Raw genomic sequence first — 15,735 nt, 5'->3', positions numbered from 1 at the left:
GACATCAACATGAAAGTATTACAAATAGTAGGTGCCAGACCTAATTTCATGAAAGTAGCACCGCTACACCGTGCCATACAAGCTATGGAAGGCTGGGAATCCAAAATAGTACATACTGGTCAGCATTTTGATGCCAAAATGAGTGATGTATTTTTTACCCAATTGGAACTACCTAAACCCGACTTTTTCTTGGGGATTGGTGGAGGTTCACAATCTGAAGTTACCGCCAAAATCATGTTGGCTTTTGAACCCATTGTACAAGCAGAGAAACCGGATTTGATCATTGTGGTGGGAGATGTAACCTCTACCCTAGCCTGTACCTTGGTGGCTATTAAGATGGATATTCCAGTGGCCCATGTAGAAGCTGGTTTACGTAGTGGCGACCGAAAAATGCCCGAAGAGATTAATCGAATATTGACAGATTCGGTGGCTAATTACCTCTTTGTTACGGAAGAAAGTGGCATGCAACACCTTAAAAATGAAGGCATTGATCCCGAAAAAGTATTCTTTGTTGGGAATGTCATGATAGATTCCCTAGAACGTTACCGTGAAAAAGCCAAACAGAGCTCCATCATGGAGGATTTGCAAGTTCAATCCAATCAGTTTATTGTGGTTACGATGCACCGTCCGGCTAATGTAGATACCGAACAAGGACTTCATTCCATCTTGGAATTGTTGGAATTGAGTAATGCTCAAACCAAGGTTGTATTCCCAATTCACCCAAGAACAAGAGCCCATATAGATAAATTTCAATTAACGAATCGCTTAAATCAAATCCCGAATTTGATTCTTACCGAGCCTTTGGGATATTTAGAATTCATTCAATTGATGTCCAATGCTTCGGCTATCTTAACCGATTCGGGTGGAATTCAAGAAGAAACAACGTATTTAGGCATTCCTTGCTTAACCTTCCGTGACAGCACAGAAAGACCGATTACGGTTACTTTGGGAACGAATCAATTATTGGCCGATTTAGATCCTAAGAAAACATATGCCGCTTTGCTAGCTATTTTGAAAGGAGAAGTCAAAAAAGGGGAAGTTCCTCCTCTCTGGGATGGACATACCGCAGAAAGAATTGCCGCCATCATTCATCAATTGTTCCCACATTCATGAATCTTGATAGACCCTTGAAAATCGTTCTACTTTCCTACCATAATCACAATGGAGGGGCAGCGATTGCCTGTGGTCGATTGCATGAAGCTTTGGAAAAAGCTGGACATCGCGTAACCACGCTTGTTCAAGAAAAAACGGGACAAGACCAAACGATTTCCCTTGCCTCTAGTCGCTGGAAAAAGTGGATGGCCTTTGTACGTTTTGTCGCAGAAAGACTCTATTTCGCTCGCTTTGAACGTGATAAATCAATCCGATTTCTATTTAATCCAGGTATTTTTGGGCAAGATGTCTCCCAACATCCTGCTCTCCAAGAAGCGGATATCATTCATTTGCATTGGGTCAATTTCGGATTTCTATCCATTGATTCCATTGAAAAAATTTTACGACTCAATAAACCTGTATTTTGGACTTTGCATGATATGTGGACGTTCACAGGTGGGTGTCACCACAGCGGAGATTGTTTAGGATTTGAGAAAGACTGCGGAAGCTGTAAGTTTTTAGCTCATCCTACACCTATGGACCTTTCTCATCAATTATGGGTTAAGAAAGTTAAGCAATTTCAATACCCCAATTTACACATCATCACCTGCTCCAACTGGCTAGGGAATCGAGCCACAGCAAGCAGTATTTTAGATGGAATCGAGATTAAAACCATTGCCAATCCCATCAATTTACAGGTTTTCAAACCCGGCGACCAAAATCTGGCCAAAATTCAATTAGGCCTAAATCCTAAAAAAAGTTATTTATTGTTTGTTGCCATGCGCGTCTCCGCCCCTGAAAAAGGTTTTTCTTATTTAAGAACGGCATTACAACAATGGGCTGAAAAGCATCCTGACTTAGCCCAACAAACCGAACTTTTGGTTGTGGGTGAAATTTCAGATCCGGATATCATGCAATCGTTGGCCTTACCTATACATACTTTAGGTAAAATTCAAGATGCATCCAAGATGATTCTGGCTTACCAATCGGCGGCCATGTTTATTACCCCTTCTTTGGAAGAAAATCTACCCAATACCATCATGGAAGCTATGGCCTGCGGAACACCTTGCATAGGTTTTCAGGTAGGTGGTATCCCCGAAATGATTAATCATCAAATCAATGGATATGTGGCTCAAAAACTTCAAGCTGAAGATCTTTGCCAAGGAATAGATTACATCTTTCCTCGTTCAGAAGCATTGGGTTTAGAAGCCAGGAGAAAAGTGGAAACTCATTACGAAGCCTCCATCATAGCTCAAACACATCTTGAGTATTACCAAACTTGCCTATAGATATGTCGAAACTTCTCAGTATCATCACGGTCACATACCAAGCTGAAGCCTTTATTGAAAATACGCTACGGAGTATTTTTTCACAGGATGAGCAAGATTTTGAAGTTATCATCATGGATGGCGGCTCGCGTGATCGGACCTTAGAATTGGTACAAACCTACGTAAAACAGATTGCTCATATCGTTTCAGAGCCCGACAAAGGGATTTATGATGCAATGAACAAAGGAATGGCCTTAGCTACAGGAAAATACATTTATTTTTTAAATGCTGGTGACACTTTTGCAGGTCCAGATACGCTTCGACAAATCTTGAAAGATTTGCACAATAACCCCGACGTATTATATGGTGATGCCATATTTGTTAATCCTTCAGGTAAGGCAATTGGCTTGCGTTCTGAAGTTAGTCCACATGCACTGCCTGAGCAATTAACGTGGAAGGACTTCAACAAAGGTATGGTGGTTTGCCATCAAGCATTTATTGCTAGGCGAGAATTAGCACCCAACTTTTCTATGGATTATCGCATGAGCTCCGACATAGATTGGGAGATCAATTGCTTGAAATTGGCTCACCAAATCCAAAAGACCCAATATCCCATTTGTCGCTATTTAATGGGTGGGGCTTCCGTCAAAAATTTAAAAACAAGCTGGAAAGAACGCTTTCAAATATTGAGCAAACATTTCGGTTTTTTTACAACTTGCTTTAACCACTTGATTATCATTCTAAGAGGCTTTGTTTTTAGCTGGCAAAAAAGAGGTAAATACTGGTAATCTTTTTTAATTTTACAGGAATATGAAAAGACTAAGCTACTTACTACTACTATTTTTACTTTCATCCTCACAAATTAGTTGGGGACAAAAGTTCAAATTAGAGACCAGTGTAGGTACTAGCCATATTATGTGGTATGAAAACCAACAAACCATTGATTTCTCCACCCAAATCACTTTTCAAAAGCCTAATGCGAATAAACTATTTTTCCTACGTTTAAAAACTTACGGGAATACCCATTATTCGCCTGTTGACCTAGCCAACTACAGTTTTATTGAACCGCAAAATGCCCCAGCTAATTTAAATGATTTGGAATCTGCCTATCGAGGCGGTGAGGCTGAATTAGGATTAAAATGGCAACATAAAGCCAAAAAAACAGATCCTTTTTTCTATCCTATGGTGAGTTTTTATAGTAAATCTTTAGCGAGAAGAATTTCCACGCCAAGTTACAAATACATAGAAGAGGAGAAATATAGCTTGCATGGCATTACAGCAGGATTTGGATTAAAAATTCCAGGTAAAAACGACTTTGCCTTATCAGCACAAGTATTTGAACCCATCATCCGCGAAGTAACCTTGTTTGGGCGCTACGTGGGTGTACCTTTTCAGACCTTAAGTAGTGAAAATGACTTCTCTTTCAAGGGAAAATTAGAATATAAACGCCAACAAATCGGGGCAACTTTCATGTATGAATTACTTAACTTGGGCTCGTCCTCGAATCCCAATTCTAAATCGATTCCTGCGTCGAAAGTCCATTTTCTTTCTGCCTACCTTACTTACTATTTTTAATGAAATTACTCATTACATTTTTCAATAGGATTTGTATTTTGCTACTTATCCCTACGCTAGCTTGGTCACAAACCAAAGATGAATTTTCAAATAAAACATTAGCCAACGTAGAAGTTCAAGCCTTTGAAAAGAAACGAAATCCTCTTCGTTCACCGGATGCAATCGTTTTATTAGATTCTAGCAAACTGCAAGTAGGAAATGCATTAAGTTTTTTACCTGCTTTAAACTCGCAAGCAGGTATTCGAATGGAAGAACGCTCACCAGGAAGTTATCGTTTAGCCATCCGCGGTAGCTCACTGCGTGCTCCTTTTGGAGTCCGAAATGTTAAAATCTATTGGAATCAAATGTCCTTCACGGATGCTGGAAATAACTCCTATTTTTCTTTACTAGATCCAGAGCAATTTCAACAATTAGTTGTTTCTAAAGGCCCAAGTGGAGGTCTTTATGGCGCTGGTACTGGTGGGGTATTATTACTTTCTAGTCAGGCTTATCAAGCCCCCTCGGTACAGCATCAAGAACTTTTTCATTCTTTGGGAGGATACAAACAATCTTGGGATATCCATTTGGGAAAACCAAGCAGCTCTCACCGATTTTACACCTCATTTTGGCAACAAAACGGATACCGTGATCAGTCGGCAATGAAAAAACAATGGTTCTCTTATGAATGGAATAAAAGCTTTGGTACCACTGGAGCCATTAACTTAATTGCTTATTATGGAGATTTAGCTTATCAGACTCCAGGAGGTTTAACCTTGAAACAATATCAGGAAAACCCTATTCAAGCTCGTCCTGCTGCCGGTATAAATAAAGGTGCTATCGAGCAAATGGCTACGTTTAAGTTGAAGAGTTATTTTGTAGGCGCTCATGTATCCAATGCTTGGAATGCCAATTGGGCTTGGGATGCTATACATGCCGTTCAAGTAAATAGCATTGAAAACCCCACCATTCGAAACTATGAGTTCAGAGAAGAACCGAACCTGAATAATCGAGGTGTGATACATTATAAACAAGCCGCTGGAAAAGGACAATTTACTTGGGATTTAGGATATGAATTTCAAATAGGACAATTTGATAGTCGGACCTATGGCAACCGAAAAGGGGTGAAAGACACCTTACAATTTGAACAAAATACCCGTGTGCAACAAGGGGGTATTTTCACTCAATTAGAATATGACGGCATCAAAAATTGGGCATTTACTTTGGCTGGTAGCTACAATAAGCTTTGGACAGAATTCCAATCCAGCGAAGGAATCTTTTCACCAAGATTAGCTATCATTAGAAGAATAGGTGCCAATCAGAATATTGTCGCTAAAATAGCCCATGGTTTTTCTCCCCCAAGCATTGCAGAAATCAGACCCTCTACCAATGTCATAAACCGTTCGTTACGAGCTGAAAAAGGCTGGAATTATGAACTTAGTTATCGTGGATGGAGTCCAGCTACCCAATTGACTTGGGACCTAAGTCTATACCAATTCAATTTGGATGAAACCATTGTCTTGCGCCGAGCAGCTGATGGAGCCGACTTCTATGATAATGTAGGAAAAACAACCCAGCAAGGAATGGAATTGAGTTTACAATGGACGGCTACACCTTTCCTTCAAGTATTATCTGCCACAACTTGGCAAAATTTCAGGTTCACCGATTATAGCAACTCAGGAAAAAGCTTTAATGGGAATTTCTTAACAGGAACAAGTCCATTCCAGCAATCCCTTCTTCTTTCATGGAAATTATTACCTGGATTGAGCTGGAATCAGCAATTCTTGATGACAGACTATTTATACCTAAATGATGCCAATACAGACGTTCTTCCGTCTAGCAGGGTTTGGAATAGTAAAATATCTTACAGAAAAAATGGGGCAAAATATTCCTGGGAATTATGGCTTGCCGCAGATAATATTGGCGACGAAAAATACAGTGCAGGACCAGACTTAAATGCTGTTGGAGCCAGATATTATAATGCTTCTCCTGGAAGAAACTTCTCGGGAGGACTAAAATTGAGCTTCTTTTAATTAAGACGGTCGAGTAAAATTCAACTTTTCCATTAATTCACTTGCATGTGAATCACTCACAGGTATTTCAAATGTACCTATTTTGATTCGTTGCTGTTTGATGGACTCAATTTTTCTCATGTTCACGATGAATGACTTGTGCACCCGCATAAATAGATGATTCGTCACTTTCGCTTCTATGGACTTCATGGTCAATTTCGTCAAGATTGGTCTTTTCTCCCCTTCTAAATAGATTTTAACATAGTCTTTTAAACCTTCTATATGTGTAATTTGAGGGATAGAAATACGCACTAAAGCATATTCTACATTCACAAAAAAGAAATCTTCTTGGGCTTGTATTTCTTGATTGACAGCCTTAGGTCCAGCTTCCAATTTGCTTTTCTTATGTTGAAATAACTCCAATGCCTTATGTGCAGCTAAACTAAATCGCTCAATGCTCACAGGCTTCATCAAATAATCCACCACGTCCAATTCATAGCTTTCTACGGCATAATGATCATAGGCTGTAACCAGGATGGTCAAAGGCTTTTCCTTCAAGGTTTGTAAAAACTGAGTCCCTAACATACCTGGCATTTGAATATCCAGAAAAATTAAATCGACTGTTTGAGTCTGTAAAACCTCCATTGCCTCGAAAGCATTCTTGCAAGATGCCACCAAGTGTAAGAAAGGTAACTGTCTTACGTTCTCTTCCAATAACTTTCTGCCCATGTTTTCGTCATCGACAACAATACAATTCAATTTGTCCATATGCCTATTATTTATGCAATTTCAATCTTAGTCCAACTTTAAAGTCCTTATCTAAATCCTCAATTTTCAACACATGTCTATTTTGATATAGTAATTCCAAACGTCGGATAACATTTTTTAATCCAATACCGGAGCTCTCATCTTTGACATTGGGATCTCTGTCCCCTTTTTTATTCTCTACTTTAAAATCTAAAATACCATCTTCTATCCCAAAGCTGATTTTGATAACGGGATCTATTACAAATCCTACCCCATGCTTAAAAGCATTTTCTACAAATGGAATTAATAACATAGGTTCAATGATGCAATTATTTACTTTGCCAATAACTTCAAATTCAATTTTTACATCATCATCAAAACGCATTTTTTGCAAATCAATGTAATTCTTCAAATATTCTAATTCCTTATTTAATGGAATCATGGATTGATCCGAATCATACAGCATATAACGCATTAAATTCGATAAACGAATGGTAACATCTTCCGCTTGCTTATCCGCTTTGGTACGAATCAAATACACAATACTGTTCAGTACATTGAAGATAAAATGCGGTGAAATTTGTGAACGCAGAAAGGATAATTCCGATTTCATTTGCTCATTTTTTGATTCCTCATTTCTGGCTTCAATCGTGATAAATTCGAGCAACAAACCATAGGTGGAAGCGATTCCCGTAATCATGATTAAGGGGAAAAAGCCCTTCAATGTGGGCCATTCTAAGGCTCTTTCATCAAATGGCAATACATAAGCCATCACAAAATACTGGATGAACCAAAAGGAAACTACCAATAAAATAACGGAAACAATGTAAGATAAAACTCCTCCTTGGCGGAATACAATAGGAATTAGCACTAAGGTGATGGTATAGAACAGAGGAACTACGGTGCAAATCTCAAGCCAAATATGCTCAGTAAACTCAGGGTTTTGATGTGGATGAGGGTGATCGTTGGAGTGCGACTGATGTACAGGACTTAATAAAGGTAAACCGATCCACAAGCCCCATAAAATAAGGTTGAAGAGTATCTTAAAAGTGCGCTGAGATTTAGGTTGTAATAAAGCTTTCCACATAATCGCTATATAATCCTTACAAAGCTAGCCAATCTGTATCAAATTAGAAATCCACTCTTCTACTCAGCAAAATGCATCGACGAATGAGCAAATTTCGACTTCCATTAAATATTTCCATTCTTATCGACAAAATAGGGGTATATATCCTCCTTTCATCTAGGCTAATCGAATATAAAAATATAGATCAAAATTGCTTTCTATTTTCGTTCTGTCAATTCAAACCACCATGTTATGAAACTTTATTCAATCCGCCCCTTTTTAATATGCTGCTTATCCGTGTTTATATCAACAAGTAGCTTTGCTCAAACTACACTATCAGCCCAAGATAGAAAAGAAAGCAAAGATGCATCAGAAACCAAAACTTTGTTTAAAGGAGGAGTTTCTCCCAAAATCAAAAGTTTTGGTTTATCTTTTGCTCCAATAGTTCAATTTGGACAATTAGGTCCTCAGCAAGGTGGAATTTTAGCCTTGCATCTTAACAATAAATGGGAAATTGGTGCAAGCTTTTTAGGTAGTATGCGCCACAGAAATGAAATTTATTCCAATGATTTGAGACAAAATTTCTCTGCTTTATCATTAGCTTATACACCCAATGCCAATAAATTAGTTCACCTAAGTTTCCCCTTGATGATTGGAGTTATTCGTTATCAAGACGATGCTATTTTGGCAAGTATGCCTGGCCCAGGTGGACGATTTGATAATTTTTATTGGAGAAATGGTCGTAATGCCTTTGGTATACAACCAGGTATCAATGCGGAATTAAATGTCCACAAATACATTCGTTTATTCGCTGGGGCTAATTATCGTTTAGCCGTAGGAAATGATGAACTACCTGAGCTTTCGGGACTTTCAGGTCAGATTGGTTTAAAAGTGGGATTCTTTAATCAAAAGATTAGTAAGAAATAATATCTGCTCTCTGTAATACGGAAAAGGCGAACCAATTGGTTCGCCTTTTTATTTTTAGGTCACTCTAAACAACAGTTGATTTAACGGTAATATACTCGTTGAACTCATAGAATTCCATTCATTTGTATATACATTAGCAACAAGTAATCTGTATTTCATAGGTGTAACCACTAAGGTATTTATACATTATTCAATATAATTACTTGAAATCATGAGAGCACTTGTAAAAATTGGTGCAATAGGAATGTTCTTTTGTTTATTGAATTAATTCCACTCCTTTAGTCAAGAATACAATAAACTTCCCAAACATACGATTGGCTATCGTTACTCCACCTTATGTCAAGGAATCGCTTTCCGGATGAAAGTATCCCCAGGTTCACAAGTAGAAGCTTTTGCTGGTCCCATTGAAAACGATCAAAATCTAAAAACTACTATTATGGGCGGTCGATTCATCCATACGTTTTTACAACCGGTGACCATGCCCATCAACCCCTACATTTTCATTGGACTAGGCTATGCCGTCAGTGAAATAAAAACACCTATACATTCTTATTCTTCTGTCACTCAAACAGAAATTGCCAATATGTTGGGCTATAGTACTGGTATTGGACTTGAAGCTAAGGTTATCGAAAAAATATCCCTGTTAGTGGAAGCATCTAATATAACATTATATAATGCACATGGCCCCAATTTAGGAGGAATATCCATCAATTTTGGCCTAAATTTTAGATTTGGAGGTGAAGATTAAAATTGAATTGGCTTAAACAAAAAAAGGCTGATAGAATCCCTATCAGCCCATTTACAAATAAGAATATTTTTAGAAATTTCTTTCTCCAGCTTCTCTTTTACCTAATAAAACCGCACCTACCATCGCCACAAAGAACAAGATAGATACCAATTCAAAAGGTAATAAAAACTCTCCATAAAGAACTTGGCCTAGGTTTTCCACCATACCAGTTTGGGAATTAAACTTCTCTACAGCCGGCGCAGGAATCGTATTTTTACGAATAATCGCAATAAGTATGACTAATAGAGTTCCTGCTACCACAGAGCCCGCCAATTTGGTTAATGAACTCTTTGATTCAGGTATGTTTTTCTTTAGATCAAACATCATGATCACAAACAAGAACAATACCATAATTGCTCCAGCATAAACGATGATGTTTACCGCCATCAAAAACTGTGCATTCAACAACACATAATGCGCTGAAATACAGAAAAAAGTAAATACCAAATACAAGACACTGTGAATGGGATTTTTAGAAATAATCACCATCAGAGCACTCAATAAAGTCAAGGCCGATAAAAAGTACCAAATATTAGAAATCTCCATACATCAATTTATTTCCAACCATCGCGCAAATAGCGATGATCCATTTTTTCAACTAATTTATCCTTACCCCAAATCACTTCATCACGTTGGTGGAATACAGGCACCATTTTATCGTGCTGCAAAAATATAGCCTCTTTAGGGCAAGCTTCTTCACATAATCCACAGAAAATACAACGTAACATGTTGATTTCATAAACCTTCGCATATTTCTCTTCACGGTACATCGTTTCCTCTCCTGCTTTTCTTTCTTCCGCCACCATGGAAATAGCTTCCGCTGGACATGCTACCGCACAAAGTCCACAGGCTGTACAACGCTCTGCTCCAGCCTCATCACGCTTCAAAATATGTTGGCCACGATAAACTGGACCTAAATACCTTGTTTGCTCAGGATAACGAATGGTAACGGGCTTCGAAAAGAAGTGTTTTAAGGTAGTGGCCATACCACCTACAATGGCAGGTAAGTACATGCGCTCAGCTAGGGTCATTTCCCCTTGCTCCAACACCTTGGTTTTATTGCTTAATTTCATATACCTAAGCGATTTTTTTCTTAACTAATAGTTGATCATACACGAACAATGCCGCGATTAAAAGTACCAATCCTGCAATAGAAACCATGAATGGTTTACCAATCAAAATGCCGAATCCAGTGACAACCACATTATACATGGCCAAAGGAATTAAACCCGTCCAACCTAAATTCATCAATTGGTCATAACGGAATCTTGGGATGGTCCAACGTACCCACATGAATACGAATACAAAGCCTAATGATTTACCTATCAAAGCTCCTACACCTACAAAGCTAGCTACATTACTACCAAATTGTTGGGTAACAAATTCAACGCCTGGATAATCATAACCACCAAAATATAAAGTAGCCATTACCGCACCCGAAATAAACATATTGATGTATTCAGCAAATAGGTAAAAACCCAACTTCATGGAAGAATACTCCGTGTGGTAACCACCAATTAACTCTGTCTCACATTCTGGTAAATCAAATGGTGTACGATTACATTCAGCAAAAGCACAAATAATGAAAATAATGAATCCCAAAGGCTGATAGAATATATTCCAATGTCCGTTTTGTTGCACTTCTACAATCTCTTTTGTGGACAAGGAACCCGTGATCATCAAAATGGTGATGATGGCCATACCCATCGCCAATTCATACGAAATGTTTTGAGAAGCCGCACGAATAGCTCCTAAAAGAGCAAATTTATTGTTAGATGCCCAACCACCAATCATGATGCCATAAACACCCAAGGATACAATCCCGAATACCCACAAAATACCGATGTTCACATCAATACCTTGTAAATCAAATGTAGCCCCTCCAATAGTCACTGAGTCACCAAAAGGAACAACTGCTGAAGTCATCAATGCCGTCAACATAGACAAGCATGGTCCAGCTATGAACAACCATTTATTGGAATTGGCAGGAATAAAATCCTCTTTCATGAACATTTTCACAGCATCTGCCAATGGCTGCAATATACCAAATGGACCTGCACGATCTGGACCAATACGGTCCTGCATGAACGCCGCAATCTTTCGTTCAAAATAAGTTGAATAAGCAGCAACCCCTAGTGTAATCGCAAATACGACTCCTACGATGATGGCTTTTGCTATAAAAACGGTATTAAGTAATTCCATAATTATTATTTCTTTTCTGAACTGGGAAGACTCTTTCTAGCAGGTAAAAAACTACGATCACGATCATCGTCAATCAACTTATATTCCAAAGCTGCTTGCTTGATTGGAAAGGAAGGTTGAATCAAATTAGCTCCATATTTATTGGCTGAAATAACCGAATGACGGGCTATTTTGGTTGGTCCTTCAATCACCCAATCCGATGTCTTCTTACGCTCAAAACGACAAGTATTGCAAATGAATTCTTTCACTTCGCCCCATTCATTTTTACGTCCAGTTACTCGGATAACTTCATCTCCACGATACCATAAAGTCACATTTCCAGAGCATTTGTCACAGTCGCAATGCGCATCTTCTGGTTTAGAGAACCAAACACGGCTTTTGAATCGGTAGGTTCTATCAGTTAATGCTCCTACTGGACAAACGTCAATTACATTACCAGAGAAATCATTATCAATTGCTTTCTCAATGTAGGTACTAATTTCGGCGTGGTCACCACGGTGCATAACACCATGAACACGGCCTTCGGTCAACTGATCAGCGGCATATACACAACGGTAACATAGAATACAACGATTCATGTTTAGTTTAATGTAAGGGCCTAAATCTACCGGATCAAAGGTATTTCTATCTTCAACAGTACGCGTAGCTGAAACGCCATGCTCAAAGGAGAAATCCTGTAAATGACATTCTCCTGCTTGATCACAAACTGGGCAATCCAAGGGGTGATTTAACAATAAAAACTCCACAATACCTTTTCTCGTTTCCAATACCTGCTCATTGATGGTATTTTCAACGATCATCCCATCTTGAACCGTAGTGATACAAGAAGGAACTAATTTAGGCATAGGACGAGGGTCTTTTTCAGAACCAGCAGTTACTTTCACTAAGCAACCACGGCATTTCCCACCCGTTCCTTTCAAAGGTTCATAGTAACACATAGCAGGCGGAGCAATCTCCGGACCAATCATCCTTGCTGCCTGCATGATGGTAGTACCTGGTTCTACCTCTAAAGTGATGTTATCAATTGTTACTTTCATTTTTTATTTTTAAGGGTTTTGACCCTTGATCCATGTTCAATTAAAGATCTTTTTCTAATTCAGCCCACCGCTCCATAAAGGCTTTTACGGTATATTGGGTTGATCTAATTTTCAATTTTTCACCTATCGTTGATCGATCTATTTCCGAGGTATTCAGCCAATGTACAATTAAATCCGCCATTTGACCTTCATCCATATAATCTACCAATAAACCCTCTAGTCCCTGTGTGAAGTCTGCAATGCCTCCACTTTCCTTAAACCCTAACACAGGTTTACCTTGGTGGCCAGCTTCTAACATTACCAAAGGAAATGGATCCTCCCGAGAAGACAAGAAAAACAAATCCATAGCCTCAAAATAGGCTCTAGTATCTGCTTTGGCAGGAATTAAATGCACTTGTGCACTGATATCCCATTTCTCTTTTTCCTCTATGAGTTCCGCTGAATACAGATTATCTCCCATGCCTAACCAAACAAAATGAACTTCGGGTTTTAAGCGAATCACTTGTCTAGCTACACGGATAAAGACATCCGTTCCTTTTCTCCATTCGGCTAATCCGCAACCCAAGACCAAAGGGCTAGAAGCTGGGATATTCAATTGTTCTCTTACCTGCTCAGATGAACTAGATTTGGCTTTTGCCAATTCAGCTACCGGAGGAAGTAGATCCAATTTCTCAAAGGGAATCTCATATTTCTCCTTCAACAATACTTTCACTTGCTCTGAAACAGCATATACATGCTTCACTTTTTGCGCCAAAAACTGCATATCTTTTTCCGAGGCATACGTCTCGCAAGAAAATTTCAATTCATGGACATAAGCGCCAAAAGCTATTTTTAAGGAAGTCAGCTGTTGCATCAAGGATAAAGATGCTACCGTATTTCCTAAAATTAAATCAAACTTTTGCTGGCGAAAATCGCTCAACATGGCTTGGATTTCAGCTTTATTGGGTTCCCGATCTGGTGAACTTTCCTCTCTTTTGAGAAAAGGTATTTTTTTAAATATATTTCTCGACTTATTGTGCTCTCTCCTCCAAATCCAGACTTCCGCATATTTCCGGTAAGTCGCTAATAAATCCCCTCCTTTTTCTAATAATAAATAACCCTTATGGCCATTTGCCGCATTTTCCTTAAGCCAATGCAATAGAACCAATTGTGCTCCCGCACGGTTAGCGTCATGCCCAACAAAAAGAATTTTGGCCCCCATCTTTAATTAGACCAGCTAGCTCCTGGTCGCATATAAACAGCTCCAGGTTGTGTCGCTAATTCAGGATGTTCAATATGCCATTCAAACTCATCTCTAAAATGACGAATCGCGGCAGATACTGGCCAAGCGGCCGCATCTCCCAATGGACAAATCGTATTTCCTTCAATTTTCTTAGCAACATCTACTAACAAATCAATATCTTCTTTTCGGCCTTGGCCTAATTCAATACGCTTAATCACTTTATCCATCCAACCCGTACCTTCTCTACATGGCGAACATTGTCCACAAGACTCATGATGATAAAAACGAGCAAAGGTCAATGTATTATGAACGATACAAGTCGTTTCATCCATCACAATAAATCCTCCTGAACCTAACATCGTTCCTGTAGCAAAACCACCGTCAGACAATGACTCATACGTCATTAATCGCTTCTCACCAGTTGCTGTCGTTAAGATCATTTCTGCTGGTAAAATAGGCACTGAAGAACCTCCAGCAACTACAGCCTTTAACTTATGTCCATCACGAATACCACCGCACCATTCATCTGAATAGATAAAATCCTCCACCGTAATTCCCAATGGAATTTCATATACTCCTGGCTTGCGGATATGTCCTGATGCCGAAATCAATTTAGTCCCTGTGCTTCTTCCTACCCCAATCTGTGCATAAGCATCACCACCGTTGTTCACAATCCATGAAGTTGCTGCAATAGACTCTACATTGTTTACCACGGTTGGGCATTGCCACAATCCTTTTACTGCTGGAAATGGAGGCTTATTACGAGGATTACCACGTTTCCCTTCCAAAGACTCCAATAAGGCTGTTTCCTCACCGCAAATATAAGCACCGCCTCCCGACTGAACATACAAGTCCAAATCATAGCCTGAGCCTAAAATATTTTTACCCAATAAACCTTTATCATAGGCTTCTTGGATGGCTTTTTCTAAAATATGAATCACATACATCAACTCTCCACGAACGTAGATATAAGATGTATTAGCTCCCAAAGCAAAACTGGAAACGATCATACCTTCAATCAAGGTATGAGGAGATTTCCACATCAAATAATGATCTTTGAAAGTACCTGGCTCTGATTCATCGGCATTACAAACTAAATAACGAGGGACACCCTCTGGTTTAGCCAAAAATGACCACTTCATTCCCACGGGGAATCCTGCCCCACCACGACCACGCAATCCTGATTTTTTTACTTCTTCAGTAACTTCATCAGGAGTCATTTTTTTCAATGCTTTTTCTACCGCTTGGTACCCACCATGCTTACGAAATACATCGATCGTTTCTATTCCTGGTACCTCAATATGTTCGGTTAATATCTTCATCCTCGCTTATTTTCCTAATTCATCAATGATTTGATCTACCTTCTCCTTCGTCAAGTGCATGTAAAACTTCTCGCGAATCTGAAATACAGGTCCCCAGCCACAAGCTGCCAAACACTCTACTTCTTTTACAGTAAACTTTCCATCGGCCGATGTTCCACCGGTCTCAACACCTAAACGCTTTTTCAAGTGGTCATATACTTCTACACCACCCATTAGGCAACAAGGACCTGTGCGACAATACTCAATGACATGTTCTCCTACTGGTTCCAAATGAAACATGGTATAAAAACTTGCCACTTCGTACACCTCAATAGGTTTGATGGACAACAAAGAAGCCACATAATCCATCACTTCTGGACTACACCATCTCCACTCAGCTTGTGCCAAATGCAAAATGGGCAAAAGTGCTGATTTCTGTTTCCCTTCTGGGTAACGAGCAATGATTTTTTTCACTAATTCCAGCGTTTCTGCTGGGAAAACGATGTTATTCTTACCTTCCATG

16 protein-coding genes are annotated in these 15,735 nt (G+C 39.1%); 7 read left to right on the top strand and 9 right to left on the bottom strand.

Going from position 1 to position 15,735, the window contains the following annotated elements; translation table 11 throughout:
- Positions 1-9: 9 nt before the first annotated feature.
- The 5 genes from wecB to EWU22_RS05110 are packed head-to-tail and all read left to right on the top strand — an operon-like array spanning position 10 to position 5,944.
- A complete protein-coding gene (wecB, locus tag EWU22_RS05130; protein WP_130924664.1) occupies positions 10-1,113 on the top strand; it encodes a non-hydrolyzing UDP-N-acetylglucosamine 2-epimerase in 1,104 nt (367 codons plus the stop codon).
- Positions 1,110-2,381, top strand: a complete 1,272-nt coding sequence (locus EWU22_RS05125) for a glycosyltransferase (RefSeq protein WP_130924663.1) — start codon at positions 1,110-1,112, stop codon at positions 2,379-2,381. Before wecB ends, EWU22_RS05125 begins: the two co-directional genes overlap by 4 nt.
- A 2-nt stretch (positions 2,382-2,383) precedes the next feature.
- Positions 2,384-3,148 (top strand): glycosyltransferase family 2 protein, encoded by a 765-nt coding sequence (locus EWU22_RS05120; protein ID WP_231962731.1) that lies wholly within the window; start codon positions 2,384-2,386, stop codon positions 3,146-3,148.
- A gap of 22 nt (positions 3,149-3,170) precedes the next feature.
- Positions 3,171-3,935 (top strand): hypothetical protein, encoded by a 765-nt coding sequence (locus EWU22_RS05115; RefSeq protein ID WP_130924662.1) that lies wholly within the window; start codon positions 3,171-3,173, stop codon positions 3,933-3,935.
- Positions 3,935-5,944, top strand: a complete 2,010-nt coding sequence (locus EWU22_RS05110; protein WP_130924661.1) for a TonB-dependent receptor — start codon at positions 3,935-3,937, stop codon at positions 5,942-5,944. The genes EWU22_RS05115 and EWU22_RS05110 overlap by 1 nt, the downstream gene beginning before the upstream one ends.
- On the opposite strand, the gene EWU22_RS05105 is transcribed toward EWU22_RS05110, so the two are convergent.
- Complete coding sequence (locus EWU22_RS05105; protein ID WP_130924660.1) at positions 5,945-6,691, bottom strand: LytR/AlgR family response regulator transcription factor; 747 nt, start codon at positions 6,689-6,691, stop codon at positions 5,945-5,947.
- A 7-nt stretch (positions 6,692-6,698) separates the two neighbouring features.
- Complete coding sequence (locus EWU22_RS05100; RefSeq protein WP_130924659.1) at positions 6,699-7,757, bottom strand: sensor histidine kinase; 1,059 nt, start codon at positions 7,755-7,757, stop codon at positions 6,699-6,701.
- Between the two features lie 231 nt (positions 7,758-7,988).
- On the opposite strand from EWU22_RS05100, the gene EWU22_RS05095 reads away from it, so the two are divergent.
- Positions 7,989-8,663: a hypothetical protein gene (locus EWU22_RS05095; protein ID WP_130924658.1), complete on the top strand. Its 675-nt coding sequence runs from the start codon at positions 7,989-7,991 to the stop codon at positions 8,661-8,663.
- 358 nt (positions 8,664-9,021) lie between these two features.
- Positions 9,022-9,411 carry an outer membrane protein gene (locus EWU22_RS05090; protein ID WP_130924657.1) on the top strand — a complete coding sequence of 130 codons (390 nt, stop codon included), beginning with the start codon at positions 9,022-9,024 and terminating at the stop codon, positions 9,409-9,411.
- A 69-nt stretch (positions 9,412-9,480) separates the two neighbouring features.
- Here the strand turns inward: EWU22_RS05090 and EWU22_RS05085 are convergent, their stop codons facing one another.
- The 7 genes from EWU22_RS05085 to EWU22_RS05055 are packed head-to-tail and all read right to left on the bottom strand — an operon-like array spanning position 9,481 to position 15,734.
- Positions 9,481-9,996, bottom strand: a complete 516-nt coding sequence (locus tag EWU22_RS05085; protein ID WP_109322273.1) for an NADH-quinone oxidoreductase subunit J family protein — start codon at positions 9,994-9,996, stop codon at positions 9,481-9,483.
- An 8-nt stretch (positions 9,997-10,004) separates the two neighbouring features.
- On the bottom strand, positions 10,005-10,523 hold the full coding sequence (locus EWU22_RS05080; RefSeq protein ID WP_109322272.1) for a NuoI/complex I 23 kDa subunit family protein: 519 nt from the start codon (positions 10,521-10,523) through the stop codon (positions 10,005-10,007).
- 4 nt (positions 10,524-10,527) lie between these two features.
- A complete protein-coding gene (gene nuoH / locus EWU22_RS05075; protein ID WP_130924656.1) occupies positions 10,528-11,652 on the bottom strand; it encodes an NADH-quinone oxidoreductase subunit NuoH in 1,125 nt (374 codons plus the stop codon).
- A gap of 5 nt (positions 11,653-11,657) precedes the next feature.
- Positions 11,658-12,689: a 2Fe-2S iron-sulfur cluster-binding protein gene (locus tag EWU22_RS05070; RefSeq protein ID WP_130924655.1), complete on the bottom strand. Its 1,032-nt coding sequence runs from the start codon at positions 12,687-12,689 to the stop codon at positions 11,658-11,660.
- A 40-nt stretch (positions 12,690-12,729) separates the two neighbouring features.
- Positions 12,730-13,890: a glycosyltransferase gene (locus EWU22_RS05065; protein ID WP_130924654.1), complete on the bottom strand. Its 1,161-nt coding sequence runs from the start codon at positions 13,888-13,890 to the stop codon at positions 12,730-12,732.
- Between the two features lie 2 nt (positions 13,891-13,892).
- Entirely contained in the window at positions 13,893-15,233 is a 1,341-nt protein-coding gene (gene nuoF / locus EWU22_RS05060; protein WP_130924653.1) for an NADH-quinone oxidoreductase subunit NuoF, read from the bottom strand.
- Between the two features lie 6 nt (positions 15,234-15,239).
- The gene (locus EWU22_RS05055; protein WP_109322267.1) at positions 15,240-15,734 is read right to left on the bottom strand and encodes an NADH-quinone oxidoreductase subunit NuoE family protein; all 495 of its coding nucleotides are present in this window, start codon (positions 15,732-15,734) and stop codon (positions 15,240-15,242) included.
- Position 15,735 lies beyond the last annotated feature (1 nt).

It is taken from the genome of Aquirufa nivalisilvae (assembly GCF_004307455.1).
In the GTDB taxonomy this organism is placed as follows: domain Bacteria; phylum Bacteroidota; class Bacteroidia; order Cytophagales; family Spirosomataceae; genus Aquirufa; species Aquirufa nivalisilvae.
Note: the sequence above shows the minus strand (reverse complement) of the source record. Positions and strands in the feature narration are given on the sequence as shown.

Excerpts from the sequence above, each read along its gene's own strand:
- EWU22_RS05065 (WP_130924654.1), bottom strand. The coding sequence starts at position 13,890 with ATGGGGGCCAAAATTCTTTTTGTTGGGCATGACGCTAACCGTGCGGGA.
- EWU22_RS05055 (WP_109322267.1), bottom strand. The coding sequence starts at position 15,734 with ATGGAAGGTAAGAATAACATCGTTTTCCCAGCAGAAACGCTGGAATTA.
- nuoH (WP_130924656.1), bottom strand. The coding sequence starts at position 11,652 with ATGGAATTACTTAATACCGTTTTTATAGCAAAAGCCATCATCGTAGGA.
- EWU22_RS05110 (WP_130924661.1), top strand. The coding sequence starts at position 3,935 with ATGAAATTACTCATTACATTTTTCAATAGGATTTGTATTTTGCTACTT.
- EWU22_RS05085 (WP_109322273.1), bottom strand. The coding sequence starts at position 9,996 with ATGGAGATTTCTAATATTTGGTACTTTTTATCGGCCTTGACTTTATTG.
- EWU22_RS05095 (WP_130924658.1), top strand. The coding sequence starts at position 7,989 with ATGAAACTTTATTCAATCCGCCCCTTTTTAATATGCTGCTTATCCGTG.
- EWU22_RS05120 (WP_231962731.1), top strand. The coding sequence starts at position 2,384 with ATGTCGAAACTTCTCAGTATCATCACGGTCACATACCAAGCTGAAGCC.
- EWU22_RS05100 (WP_130924659.1), bottom strand. The coding sequence starts at position 7,757 with ATGTGGAAAGCTTTATTACAACCTAAATCTCAGCGCACTTTTAAGATA.
- nuoF (WP_130924653.1), bottom strand. The coding sequence starts at position 15,233 with ATGAAGATATTAACCGAACATATTGAGGTACCAGGAATAGAAACGATC.
- EWU22_RS05070 (WP_130924655.1), bottom strand. The coding sequence starts at position 12,689 with ATGAAAGTAACAATTGATAACATCACTTTAGAGGTAGAACCAGGTACT.
- EWU22_RS05080 (WP_109322272.1), bottom strand. The coding sequence starts at position 10,523 with ATGAAATTAAGCAATAAAACCAAGGTGTTGGAGCAAGGGGAAATGACC.
- EWU22_RS05090 (WP_130924657.1), top strand. The coding sequence starts at position 9,022 with ATGAAAGTATCCCCAGGTTCACAAGTAGAAGCTTTTGCTGGTCCCATT.
- EWU22_RS05115 (WP_130924662.1), top strand. The coding sequence starts at position 3,171 with ATGAAAAGACTAAGCTACTTACTACTACTATTTTTACTTTCATCCTCA.
- EWU22_RS05125 (WP_130924663.1), top strand. The coding sequence starts at position 1,110 with ATGAATCTTGATAGACCCTTGAAAATCGTTCTACTTTCCTACCATAAT.
- wecB (WP_130924664.1), top strand. The coding sequence starts at position 10 with ATGAAAGTATTACAAATAGTAGGTGCCAGACCTAATTTCATGAAAGTA.
- EWU22_RS05105 (WP_130924660.1), bottom strand. The coding sequence starts at position 6,691 with ATGGACAAATTGAATTGTATTGTTGTCGATGACGAAAACATGGGCAGA.